We start from the raw sequence: 10,967 nt of genomic DNA, 5'->3' as shown, positions 1-10,967 counted from the left end.
AAGGTTGCCTGTCGGTTCCAGGCATTTACGACGGTGTGGTGCGTCACGACGCGGTCAAGGTGGAGGCGCTCGACGGCGACGGCCAATCGCGCCTGATCGAAGCCGATGGCCTGCTGGCGGTGTGCATTCAGCATGAAATGGACCATTTGCTCGGCAAGGTCTTTGTCGAATACCTGTCGCCGCTCAAGCGCAACCGCATCAAGACCAAAATGCTCAAGGCCCAGCGCGAGGCGCGTTCTTGAAGCTGGTTTTTGCCGGCACGCCAGAATTTGCCGCTGTGGCGCTGGCGCAACTGCGCGCCGCCGGGCATGACATTGCGCTGGTGCTGACACAACCCGACCGGCCCGCAGGCCGGGGCATGAAGTTGCAGGCCTCGCCTGTAAAACAGTTGGCGCTGCAGCACGGCATGGTGGTGGCGCAGCCGCGCAGCCTGCGCCTGGATGGCAAATACCCGGGCGACGCGTTGGCCGCGCAGGCGGTGTTGCGGGCCGCGCAGGCTGACGCGATGGTGGTGGCCGCCTACGGCTTGATCCTGCCGCAGTGGGTGCTGGACTTGCCGCGCCACGGCTGCTTCAACATCCACGCGTCGCTGTTGCCGCGCTGGCGCGGTGCGGCACCGATTCACCGCGCGGTCGAAGCGGGCGACGCACAAACCGGCGTCACCATCATGCAGATGGACGCCGGGCTGGACACCGGTGACATGCTGCTGGCGCAGACGCTGCCCATTACCGACGCCGACACCACCGGCAGCCTGCACGACAAGCTGGCCGACCTGGGTGGTGCGTTGATGGTGCGGGCGCTGGCCGACTTGCAGCAAGGTCGGCTCAAAGCGGTGCCGCAGCCTGCCGAGGGCGTGACCTACGCCGCCAAGATTGACAAGCACGAGGCCCTGATCGATTGGACACAACCTGCGACGACCATCGTGCGACGGATACGGGCGTTCAACCCGTTCCCCGGCGCCAGCACGGTCTGGAACGGCGAGTCGCTCAAGGTGTGGGCCGCGCAGGTCGGCAACGGGGCGCCGCAAGCATCCCTGATTCATGGACAAATTGTGGCTCTAGCCCCCGAATATATTGCTGTATTAGCTATGAATTCAGTAGTAAACCTGACCCAGGTGCAGCGCTCTGGTGGCAAGCGTCTGGCGGTTGCCGACTTTCTGCGCGGCGCGGATGTGCAGGTCGGGCAGCGCCTCGGTTAGGTCTGCGTGTTTTTCAAGCCCGCGTTTTACCGTCATCCCGAGTTTCAGGTGGGCGCGCTTGACGCCATGGCGGCGGCGCCAGGTCTGGCAGCGTGGGGGCTGATGATGGGCGTGGCGATGGTCGAGTCGGGCCTGAGCACGTTCGAGGCGCTGCTGATGGGTACCACCGTTTTTGCTGGCAGCTCGCAGCTGGCCGCCATCCCCCTGATTGCCGCGGGAGCGCCGATGTGGGTGGTGCTGGCCACCGGCTTTTGCGTCAACCTGCGTTTTGTCGTGTTCAGCGCACACCTGCGACCGTACATGATGCATTTGCCGCTGTGGCAGCGCCTGCTGACCGGTTACCTGACCACTGACCTCAGCTATGTTTTATTCACGCGCCGCTTCCCGCACCACGGCGGTGACGCGGCGCAACTGCACGCGCAGCAGGCCTATCTGGCGGGCAACTGCGGCGTCAACTGGGTGTCTTGGGTCGGTTGTACAGTGTTGGGGGTATTTCTGGCTGACTGGGTGCCTCCCAACTGGGGCTTGGGCTTTGCTGGCATCATGGCTTTGCTCGGGATTCTGTTTTCGCTGGCATCGAGCCCATTGCGCTGGGTCAGTGCAGGTGTGGCTGGTGCGGCCGCCGTGGCGGCGTATGCGCTACCCCTCAAACTTAATATCCTGCTGGCGATAGCCGCCGCCGTGGCCTTGTGCCTGCTGCTGGAGGCGACGCATCGACCCGGCGCAGCCGAAGGTGCGGCACCATGAGCGTCAACCAGACCGATAGCTGGACTGTCCTGGTGATCCTTGGGTTGACGCTGATCACGGTGTTGACCCGTACACTGTTTTTCATGTCCAGCAAGCCGTGGAATTTGCCGCATTGGGCGCAGCGTGGTTTGCAGTACGCGCCGATTGCAGCCCTGTCTGCGGTCATCGTGCCCGAACTGGTCATGACGCAGGGGCAGTTCACCACGTCATGGCAAGATGCACGTCTGTTTGCCGCAGTTGCTGGCGCCGTGTGGTTCTTCGGGTGTAAAGGCCGGGGGCAGGCGGTGCTGGGTACCATTGTGACGGGTATGGCGGTATACCTGCCACTGCATTTGGGCTGGGGTTGGTAAGCCGGGTAGTTGCAGCATCTATTGATCTTTTCAAAAAACATGACAATCGATTGCCACTCCATGCGTTATATCCCCAACCCGCTGATTGGGCGCCAGACCTCAATCCGGTGGAATACCTGTAGGCCTGGCTCAAGCGCCATGCCATGGCCAATTTCTGCCCAGACAACCTCAGCGAGTTGCAAACAACGGCGCGCAACAAGCTCAAGAGTGCGCAAAAACGTCCCTCGATCATCGCCGCTTGCTGGCAGCAGGCTACGCTGTGGTGATGTCATGATTTACGAAAATGTCAATAGGCGTGGCCAGCGCCACCAAGATGTGCCGCAGCGTCATGATCAAAGGCCTGGAGGCGATGGTGATCGAGAGCCTCACCACTGCCCGCCACTACGGCGTGGAAGACGCAGTCATCGCCAGCTTGTACGAAACCTTTCCCGGCGTTGACTGGGAAAAACAGGCCGCCTACTTCTTTCAGCGCGTCATCGAACACGGCCGCCGCCGCAGTGAAGAAGTGCGTGAAGTGGCCGAGACTGTGCGCGACGCGGGCCTGACTCCTTGGTCGGCCAGCGGCACCGCCGAGCGGCAAGCCTGGGTGGCTGACCTGGCCGATGCCGGTCTGTTTGGCGCCAAAGGCACGCCTGAATTTGCCCGCAGTGCCGACTGGCGGGTGGAGGCCGATCAGATGCTGGGGCGTGGCCGTTTGAAGCTGGACTGAAGGCCGATGTGTGTCGCGCTATGACTCGTCAAACATGACGAGCTGGATCATGTCTGTGATCGTTGCTGAAAGACCCAGCGCCACCCGTGCCTGCTTCCGATGGAAACCTATTTTCGGAAATGGGCCGGTCAAGCGCTAAACATAGACGTTGGCCGTGACCACGGCGTGTACCTGCCAAATTGAATTGACAGTCGCATCAATATTCAAGCTGCTGGCTTGATGCTGCGCTGTCTTGCCAGCGTCATGGCGGTGTCTTCGATCATGTCTTCCTGACCACCCACCATGCCACGGCGGCCCATCTCGACCAGAATGTCGCGGGCCGGTACGCCGTATTTCTTCTCAGCCCGTTTGGCAAACAGCAGGAACGAGCCGTAGACACCGGCATAGCCCAGGGTGAGCGCGTCGCGGTCGATGCGGATCGGGAAGTCCATGATCGGCACCACCAGGTCTTCGGCCACGTCCTGTATCTTGTAGACGTCCACGCCCGTGCTGATTTTCATCAGGTCGAGCACCGACACCAGCACTTCCATCGGCGTGTTGCCGGCACCGGCGCCCAGGCCGGCAGCAGCGGCGTCGATGCGGGTGGCACCGACTTCAATGGCGGCGATCGAGTTGGCCACGCCCATGGCCAGGTTGTGGTGGCCGTGAAAGCCCAGTTCGGTCTCGGGCTTCAATGCCGCGCGCACCGCACCCAGACGGGCTTTCACGCCGTCAGGTAGCAGATGACCCGCCGAATCTGTCACGTAAATGCAGTTGGCGCCATAGCCTTCCATCAGCTTGGCCTGACTCACCAATTTTTCCGGGCTGGCCATGTGGGCCATCATCAGAAAGCCCACGGTGTCCATGCCCAGCGCGCGCGCCTTGGTGATGTGCTGCTCAGACACATCCGCCTCGGTGCAGTGGGTGGCGACACGGATGGTGTTCACGCCTAGGTCTTTGGCCATCAGCAGATGGTCCACCGTGCCGATGCCGGGCAAGAGCAGCGCCGAGACCTTGGCCTGCTTCATCAGCGGGATCACGGTGCCCAGGTATTCTTCGTCGGTGTGGGCCGGAAAGCCGTAGTTGACCGATGATCCGCCCAGGCCGTCGCCGTGGGTGACCTCGATCAGGGGGATGCCGGCGTCATCGAGACCGCAGGCGATGGATTTCATCTGCTCCAGCGTCATCAGGTGACGCTTGGGGTGCATGCCATCGCGCAGCGTCATGTCATGCAGGGTGATTTTTTTGGCTTGTGTCATATTCATTCTCCAGGGGGGATCAGGCTTGTACGGGTTTGAGCGTCAAGCGGCCCGCGATGATTTCTTCGGCAAACATTTCTGCCGTGCGGGCCGCTGCGGCGGTCATGATGTCGAGGTTGCCTGCGTATTTGGGCAGGTAGTCGCCCAGGCCTTCGACTTCCAAAAAGACCGAGACACGGTTGCCGTCAAATACCGGGCCGTTGACCAGTTTGTAACCGGGCACGTACTTTTGCACTTCCTTGATCATGGCGTGGATCGATTCGGTGATTTTGGCCTGATCGGGTACGGTCTCAGTGAGGCAGTGCACCGTGTCACGCATGATCAGTGGTGGCTCGGCCGGGTTCAGGATGATGATGGCCTTGCCTTTCTTGGCACCGCCCACCTTCTCCACCGCGCCTGCTGTCGTGCGGGTGAATTCGTCGATGTTTTTGCGGGTGCCGGGCCCGGCCGAGCGGCTGGACACGGTGGCCACAATTTCGCCATACGCCACCGGCTGCACGCGGCTCACGGCGGCCACCATCGGAATCGTGGCCTGGCCACCGCAGGTGACCATGTTGACGTTCATCTCACCCTTGCCGACGTGCTCAACCAGGTTTACCGGGGGCACACAAAACGGGCCAATCGCGGCGGGTGTCAGGTCGATCATCAGCGCCCCCAGGGCGTTGACTTTGCGGCTGTTTTCCGCGTGCACATAGGCGCTGGTGGCATCAAAGACGATTTGCACGCCGTCAGCCTTCATGTGGGGAATGAGGCCGTCGACGCCGTCCGAGGTGGTTTTGATGCCCATCTCGCGGGCACGTTTCAGGCCGTCGGAATTGGGGTCGATACCGACCATCCAGACCGGCTCCAACACCGGGCTGCGTTGCAATTTGGCCAGCAAGTCGGTGCCGATGTTGCCGGGGCCGATCAGGGCGCATTTGATTTTTTGAGACATGGTTTTTCCTGAAAATTGAATGGGGTAAACGGTTGCTGTCGCTTGGGCTTACATGCCCATTAATTTGGGCAGAAACAGCGACAGTGAAGGCACGTAGGTCACCAGCAGAAGCATGATGAACATCGCTATGAGGAAAGGAACGCTGCCCTTGGACACAGCTTCCAGGGTAGACCCACCCACCCGGGCGCCGACAAACAGGTTGACACCCACCGGTGGTGTCGCCAGACCAATGGCCAGGTTGACAATGACCACAATGCCAAAGTGCACCGGATCGACACCGACAGCCATCACCACGGGCAGCAAAATGGGCGTCAGGATGATGATGGCGGCCAGCGTTTCCATGAACATGCCAACGAACAGCAGCAAGATGTTGATCAGCATCAAAATGATGACGGGGCTGCTGGTCAGTTGCACGATGTACTCGGCCAGCATGACCGGGATGCGTTCAATGGCCAGAATCCGCCCGAAGATGGTGGCGGTACCGACAATGATCATGACCGAGGCCGAGGTCAACGCCGAGCCGACAATGATTTTGTACAGATCCTTGAACTTCAGCTCCTTGTAAACGAAGGTGCCTACGATGAAACCATAGATCACGCCCACGGCGGCAGCTTCGGTTGGCGTGAAGATGCCGCCGTAAATACCACCCAGAATGATGATCGGCACCAACAGCGCCCATTTGGCGTCGTTGAGTGTGGCCACAATTTCCCGGGCAGAATATTTTCTGGACGAGCTGCGGTAGTTGTTCTTTTTCGATTTGTAGTAGGCCACCACCATCAGGGACAGACCAATCAACAAGCCTGGGATCACACCGGCCAGAAACATCGCGCTGATCGACACGTTGGAAGACGTGGCGTAAATCACCATCGGGATACTGGGCGGAATGATGATGCCCATGCAGCCCGCAGACGCGACCAGGCCGATCGAGAAGCCCTTGGGGTAACCGTCGCGCGCCATGGCAGGCAACAGAATCGTGCCGATGGCAGCCACGGTGGCGGGACCCGAGCCGGAAATGGCGGCGAAAAACATGCAGGTCACCACCGCGATGATGGCCAGACCACCCGCAAAGCGACCAAAAAACACATTGCCCACATCAAGCAGGCGCTTGGACAGGCCGCCATGGCCCATCAGGTCGCCCGCCAAAATGAAGAACGGCACCGCCATCAGGGGAAATGAGTCGATGGAGGTGACCAGGCCTTGCGCGATAAAGCTGCTGCTGACCTTGCCGCTGTAAAACAGTGCCCCGGTGGCAGCCAGACCCAGAGAAATTGCGATGGGAACACTGGTCAGCAGCAAGACGATAAACAGACCAAAAAGCAAAAGGGAAATCATGTTGGCTCTCCCTTGCGAATCAATTGCACTTCTTCGACCATTTTTTGCAGAATGCGAAGCACCACCAAGCCAAAACCGACCGTGGGGGCCATATAGACGTAGCCCATGGGCAGACCGAGTGACGAGGACTCCTGGCCAAAGCTGAAGATTTTTGCGGTCAAGGCATAACCTTCTTTCATGACCAGCGCCGCAAAGACGATGAACATGAAATACGAGAACAGATTGACGTAACGCCGGGTCGAAACGGGCAGCATGTCCGTGACGGCATCGACGCGAATATGGGCGCCTACCTTGACGGCGTAACTTACACCGATGTAGGTGGCCCAGATGAAGCAATAACGGGCCAGTTCCTCTGACCAGGTCAGGGACTCCCCGACCACGTAGCGCATCACGATCTGCACTCCTATGAGCACTGACATGAGCGACAGCAGAAACACCAGAAAAACTTCTTCCAGATTTTTGTCGATGATTTTGAACATGTGATTTTCTTGATCAGAAAAGGGTGCAACATGCCGGACGCGCGCCGACATCCAGGAAGCCTGGACTCAGGGATTGCGGGCATGAACCCGCAATGACCTTCTGGTTAGATACGAAGTTACTTTTTGTTAACTTCCGCGATGATCTTGTCGACGATTTCCGGTCCCACTTTTTTCTTCACCAAGTCATAGATCGGGCCCATCTTTTCCGAGAACTTGGCAAACTCCTGAGGTGTCAGCGTGGTGAAGGTCACCTTAGGCATCGCAGCTTCGGCCTTGGCATCGGCCTTTTGGGCCAGGTCACGCTGATAAGCCTTGGCGTTGTTGAAGGCTGTCGCGAAGATCTTTTTGTCTTCGTCACTCATGCGCTTGTACGTCGCCGGATTGATCATCACCACAAATGGTGAATAGACATGGTTGGTCTTGGTGATGAACTTCTGTACTTCTTGGAACTTCATGTCGTAGAACAGGTTGATCGGGCCTTCCTGTGCGTCAAAAGTACCTTGTTGCAGCGCCGTGAACAATTCACCAAAAGCCAGCGGCGCGGGGTTGGCGCCAATGGCTTTCCAGGCGGCAATGTGCACCTCGTTTTCCATGGTGCGCATCTTCATGCCCTTGAGGTCTTCCGGGCTTTTGATGATCTTCTTGCTGTTGGTCAGCTGGCGGAAACCGTTTTCCCAGTAACCCACACCTTGAATGCCGACCTTGTTCAGGCTGCCCAGCAGACCCTGGCCGATTTCCCCATCAAGCACGCGGTAGACACTGGGACGGTCCTTGAACATGAAAGGGATGTCCAGCGCAAAAAATTGCTTGTTGAAGTTGCCCAGCAGTGCAGATGACACAAACGCCATGTCCACGTTGCCCAGTTGAATGCTCTCGATCAGTTCGCGTTCGCTGCCCAGTTGTGAATTCGGGAAGATCTCCATGCTGACGCGGCCTTTGGTCTTCTCTTTGAGCTCCTTGCCCATGAACTCAAGGCCGAGGTGACCCGTATTGCTGGTCGTTGCTGCATGCCCCACCTTGAGCACGATGTTGCCAGCGGCAAGGGCTTGGCTGGAGAGGCCAAACGAGACGGCACAGAGGCCCAGCATCATGGCAACACGGCGTGAAAGGTGTTGAGGGGTTTTAAAAATCATGTCGATTTGCTCCAGATTTGGTAATGGTTTGATGGGTCACGCTAAGTCATGAGCCCGCTGGAAATTTTAGTCGGCATAGTAAAATATTGTCAATTTATAAAAACAACTTTCAACATATACAAATTTTGTTCAAAAGGCGCTGTTATGACCTCTGATCTCATGCCCTCACCCGACTCGACGCCCGTCGACTTCACCCTCCCAGTTTTGACTGCTCTCATACGGGAGCTTGGTGAATCCGAAGTCCTCACCGGCAACCAGATCAGCGAAAAGTATCTGCACGACTGGAGCGATGAACGCGGCGGCATTCCACTCGCGGTGGTGCGGCCACGCAGCACGCAGCAGGTCGCGAACGTTTTACGCATTTGCCATGAACATGGACAAGCGATCACGCCTCAAGGTGGACTGACCGGTTTGGCTGGTGGTGCCGTGCCCAGCCACGGTAGCGTTGTCTTGTCGATGGAGCGCATGAGTGGCATTACTGCCCTTGACACCGATTCGGCGACCATGACCGTTCTGGCTGGCACGCCTCTGCAAGTCATTCAGGAAGCAGCACAACAAGCCGGATTTTTTTTCGCGCTGGATTTGGGGGCGCGTGGTTCGTGCCAGATTGGCGGCAATCTGTCGACCAATGCCGGCGGCAATCGCGTGATCCGTTACGGCATGGCACGAGAATCGGTGCTGGGTCTAGAAGTGGTGCTGGCCGATGGCACGGTGCTGTCGATGTTGAATCAGATGGTCAAGAACAATGCGGGTCCTGACCTGAAACACCTATTTATTGGTAGCGAAGGCACGCTGGGAGTGATCACTCAAGCGGTGCTGCGCCTAAACCCAGGGGTGAATGGCGCCAATACCGCCTTGGTCGCCCTGACGGACTTCAACGCGGTGGTGCAATTCCTGCGTCACGCTCAACAGTCCCTCTCAGGTCAGGTCAGCGCTTTTGAGGTCATGTGGCCCGATTTTTACAGCGCTGCCACGTCGATTACGGGTGCCAGGGCGCCACTGCCCACGCACTACCCGATCTATGTGTTGATTGACATGCAGGGGGTCTCCCCCGCAACCGAGGCTGAACGTTTTCAAGCCATGCTGGAAGAAGCCATGGCGCAAGGTTGGGTTGAGGATGCAGCTATCGCGCAATCACACGCAGAAACGGAAGACTTCTGGACCTTGCGTGACTCGGTATCCCAGATGTTGCAAGACAACGCTCCAACCATCAATTTCGACCTCTCCGTGCCGATTTCAAAAATTGGACACTGTGTTGAACAACTTAGGAATGTCATGACGCTGCACTTCGCACACCTCGGCGCGATTTTCTTTGGTCATGTGGGGGATGGCAACATCCATGCGGTGGTTGGCCCTATTCCTCAAGATGGCATCACTGAACACCAGGTTGAAGAGAAGTTCTATGCCGTTGTTCGCGACTTTTGTGGTTCTGTGTCGGCCGAGCATGGCATTGGCTTGCACAAGAAACAGTGGCTGGGCCATAGCCGCAGTACAGCAGAGATTGCGTTGATGAAGGTTTTGAAACAGGCCATGGATCCGGGCAACATCCTCAATCCCGGGAAAATCCTGTAAGGCCTATTCGCGTCATCCGGGTCACCAGACCCTCATCTGGCACCCGAAGCCCATCGTCACGTGCGCATACCCAGTTCTGCGCTGATTTTTGTGGCCACATCCTTGACCATGGGAATCAGCATCTGCATCCGTTCGGAGGGCATGTACACCACGGTGCTTGAGACACTGATGGCGGCCACAATTTTGCGACTGCCATCACGCACGGGTGCAGCAACACAACGAATGGGCTGCGCATCTTCGCCAAGGTCAAAGGCATACCCGCTCTGCGCGTAACGGCGCATCAACTCCACCCATTGTGTCACTGTGGTCTCTTCTCGAAGCAGGTGTGCATCGCGGTGATACAAAGCACACCATTCCTCTTCGCTCCAATCCAAGATGAGCGCTTTGCCGACTCCGGTAGAAATGAGGGGCTTGCGCCCCCCAATGCGTGAGCTGATCTCCACCGAGCGTTGGTTGGAAATCTTGTCGAGATAAATCACTGAATCCGTTTCGATACGTGCCAAATGCACCGTATCGAGCGTCTCCCTGGCAAGTTGCTCCAAAAACGGATGAGCAATGCGCGTCAGGGCGGTTTGATGGAAAGCCATGAAGCCGAGTTCCAGGACCTTCCGACCCAATGAAAAGCCCTTTCCACTATCAGGCTTGAGATAGTGGCGTTGCACTAGGACGGAGACGATGCGGTGTGCTGTGCCGTAGCTGATCCCGGTGTTTTTAGCAATGATGGAAATACTCAGAGGTTCATTCGCTACGGCTTCAATGACGTCAAGGCCTCGCAGCAACGTCTGGCTGGTCAGCGCTTTTTTGCCTTGGGCATGTTCATTCTCTGAGTGATCTGTCAATTTGACACCTTCACATTTCCGGTTTTCAAGGTCATTCGTTGCGGATGATGCCATTACGCACATGCAATAAGTCTGTGCGGCCATTCTATATATCTGACCAAGTGTTTTCCGTTGTCCGGGTGTTCTTTTCGCCAAAGTAGAGAAAAAAGAAAAGACCGGTGCTGATGCCGCTGGTTCCGCAGCGGTTGCAGCATCTATTGATCTTTTCAAAAAACATGACAGCCGATTGCCGCTTCATGCGTTATATCCCCACCCCGTTGATTGGAGAGATGAAGCATGGCAGCAAAACGTTTGGACGAAGCAACAAGAAAGCGCATCCGCGCTGGACGACTCCTGCAAAAAGGCAAGCGACCCGCCGAAATTGCCCTGGAAGTCGGCGTGGCACGGCAAACCGTATACACATGGAAGGCCATCTTTGATGAAGGCGGCATGGATG

At 57.7% G+C, this 10,967-nt stretch carries 12 protein-coding genes and 2 pseudogenes; 8 read left to right on the top strand and 6 right to left on the bottom strand.

All coding sequences use genetic code 11. The annotated features are described in order from the left end of the window. From PHW99_RS16185 to PHW99_RS16160, 6 genes and pseudogenes are all read left to right on the top strand, one after another. On the top strand, positions 1 to 242 hold a 242-nt coding region (locus tag PHW99_RS16185; protein WP_300179923.1), incomplete at its 5' end, for a peptide deformylase. Further along, positions 239 to 1,198, top strand: a complete 960-nt coding sequence (gene fmt / locus PHW99_RS16180; protein WP_300179920.1) for a methionyl-tRNA formyltransferase — start codon at positions 239 to 241, stop codon at positions 1,196 to 1,198. The genes PHW99_RS16185 and fmt, both read left to right, overlap by 4 nt. A gap of 66 nt (positions 1,199 to 1,264) precedes the next feature. Next, entirely contained in the window at positions 1,265 to 1,945 is a 681-nt protein-coding gene (locus PHW99_RS16175) for an AzlC family ABC transporter permease (RefSeq protein WP_300179929.1), read from the top strand. After that, positions 1,942 to 2,295 (top strand): AzlD domain-containing protein, encoded by a 354-nt coding sequence (locus tag PHW99_RS16170; protein ID WP_300179917.1) that lies wholly within the window; start codon positions 1,942 to 1,944, stop codon positions 2,293 to 2,295. Before PHW99_RS16175 ends, PHW99_RS16170 begins: the two co-directional genes overlap by 4 nt. A gap of 86 nt (positions 2,296 to 2,381) precedes the next feature. Further along, positions 2,382 to 2,561: pseudogene (locus tag PHW99_RS16165) on the top strand (IS630 family transposase); the annotation flags it as partial. Positions 2,562 to 2,584: 23 nt separating this feature from the next. After that, positions 2,585 to 3,004, top strand: a pseudogene (locus PHW99_RS16160) (DUF1932 domain-containing protein); the annotation flags it as partial. A 203-nt stretch (positions 3,005 to 3,207) separates the two neighbouring features. On the opposite strand, the gene dmpG reads toward PHW99_RS16160, so the two are convergent. The 5 genes from dmpG to PHW99_RS16135 form a co-directional block, all read right to left on the bottom strand. Next, complete coding sequence (gene dmpG / locus PHW99_RS16155; protein ID WP_300179914.1) at positions 3,208 to 4,248, bottom strand: 4-hydroxy-2-oxovalerate aldolase; 1,041 nt, start codon at positions 4,246 to 4,248, stop codon at positions 3,208 to 3,210. A 13-nt stretch (positions 4,249 to 4,261) separates the two neighbouring features. Then, positions 4,262 to 5,176: an acetaldehyde dehydrogenase (acetylating) gene (locus tag PHW99_RS16150; RefSeq protein ID WP_300179911.1), complete on the bottom strand. Its 915-nt coding sequence runs from the start codon at positions 5,174 to 5,176 to the stop codon at positions 4,262 to 4,264. A 48-nt stretch (positions 5,177 to 5,224) separates the two neighbouring features. Next, the gene (locus PHW99_RS16145; RefSeq protein ID WP_300179908.1) at positions 5,225 to 6,508 is read right to left on the bottom strand and encodes a TRAP transporter large permease; all 1,284 of its coding nucleotides are present in this window, start codon (positions 6,506 to 6,508) and stop codon (positions 5,225 to 5,227) included. Continuing rightward, the gene (locus PHW99_RS16140) at positions 6,505 to 6,987 is read right to left on the bottom strand and encodes a TRAP transporter small permease (protein WP_300179905.1); all 483 of its coding nucleotides are present in this window, start codon (positions 6,985 to 6,987) and stop codon (positions 6,505 to 6,507) included. The genes PHW99_RS16145 and PHW99_RS16140 overlap by 4 nt, the downstream gene beginning before the upstream one ends. A 116-nt stretch (positions 6,988 to 7,103) precedes the next feature. Beyond that, positions 7,104 to 8,078, bottom strand: a complete 975-nt coding sequence (locus tag PHW99_RS16135; RefSeq protein WP_300179902.1) for a TRAP transporter substrate-binding protein — start codon at positions 8,076 to 8,078, stop codon at positions 7,104 to 7,106. A 90-nt stretch (positions 8,079 to 8,168) separates the two neighbouring features. On the opposite strand from PHW99_RS16135, the gene PHW99_RS16130 reads away from it, so the two are divergent. Continuing rightward, complete coding sequence (locus PHW99_RS16130) at positions 8,169 to 9,692, top strand: FAD-binding oxidoreductase (protein WP_300179899.1); 1,524 nt, start codon at positions 8,169 to 8,171, stop codon at positions 9,690 to 9,692. A 56-nt stretch (positions 9,693 to 9,748) separates the two neighbouring features. Here PHW99_RS16130 and PHW99_RS16125 read toward each other — a convergent pair whose 3' ends face one another. Further along, positions 9,749 to 10,585 carry an IclR family transcriptional regulator gene (locus PHW99_RS16125; RefSeq protein WP_300179896.1) on the bottom strand — a complete coding sequence of 279 codons (837 nt, stop codon included), beginning with the start codon at positions 10,583 to 10,585 and terminating at the stop codon, positions 9,749 to 9,751. Between the two features lie 222 nt (positions 10,586 to 10,807). On the opposite strand from PHW99_RS16125, the gene PHW99_RS16120 reads away from it, so the two are divergent. Further along, positions 10,808 to 10,967, top strand: a 160-nt coding sequence (locus tag PHW99_RS16120) for a helix-turn-helix domain-containing protein (RefSeq protein ID WP_300179926.1), incomplete at its 3' end; no start/stop codon positions are given.

The organism is Rhodoferax sp. (assembly GCF_028689305.1).
In the GTDB taxonomy this organism is placed as follows: Bacteria; Pseudomonadota; Gammaproteobacteria; order Burkholderiales; family Burkholderiaceae_C; genus Rhodoferax.
The sequence above is the reverse complement of the archived record's forward strand: the minus strand, read 5'-3'. Positions and strand labels throughout refer to the sequence as shown.

Excerpts from the sequence above, each read along its gene's own strand:
- PHW99_RS16140 (WP_300179905.1), bottom strand. The coding sequence starts at position 6,987 with ATGTTCAAAATCATCGACAAAAATCTGGAAGAAGTTTTTCTGGTGTTT.
- PHW99_RS16145 (WP_300179908.1), bottom strand. The coding sequence starts at position 6,508 with ATGATTTCCCTTTTGCTTTTTGGTCTGTTTATCGTCTTGCTGCTGACC.
- PHW99_RS16125 (WP_300179896.1), bottom strand. The coding sequence starts at position 10,585 with ATGGCATCATCCGCAACGAATGACCTTGAAAACCGGAAATGTGAAGGT.
- PHW99_RS16175 (WP_300179929.1), top strand. The coding sequence starts at position 1,265 with ATGGCGGCGGCGCCAGGTCTGGCAGCGTGGGGGCTGATGATGGGCGTG.
- dmpG (WP_300179914.1), bottom strand. The coding sequence starts at position 4,248 with ATGAATATGACACAAGCCAAAAAAATCACCCTGCATGACATGACGCTG.
- PHW99_RS16130 (WP_300179899.1), top strand. The coding sequence starts at position 8,169 with ATGAGCCCGCTGGAAATTTTAGTCGGCATAGTAAAATATTGTCAATTT.
- PHW99_RS16150 (WP_300179911.1), bottom strand. The coding sequence starts at position 5,176 with ATGTCTCAAAAAATCAAATGCGCCCTGATCGGCCCCGGCAACATCGGC.
- PHW99_RS16135 (WP_300179902.1), bottom strand. The coding sequence starts at position 8,078 with ATGATGCTGGGCCTCTGTGCCGTCTCGTTTGGCCTCTCCAGCCAAGCC.
- PHW99_RS16170 (WP_300179917.1), top strand. The coding sequence starts at position 1,942 with ATGAGCGTCAACCAGACCGATAGCTGGACTGTCCTGGTGATCCTTGGG.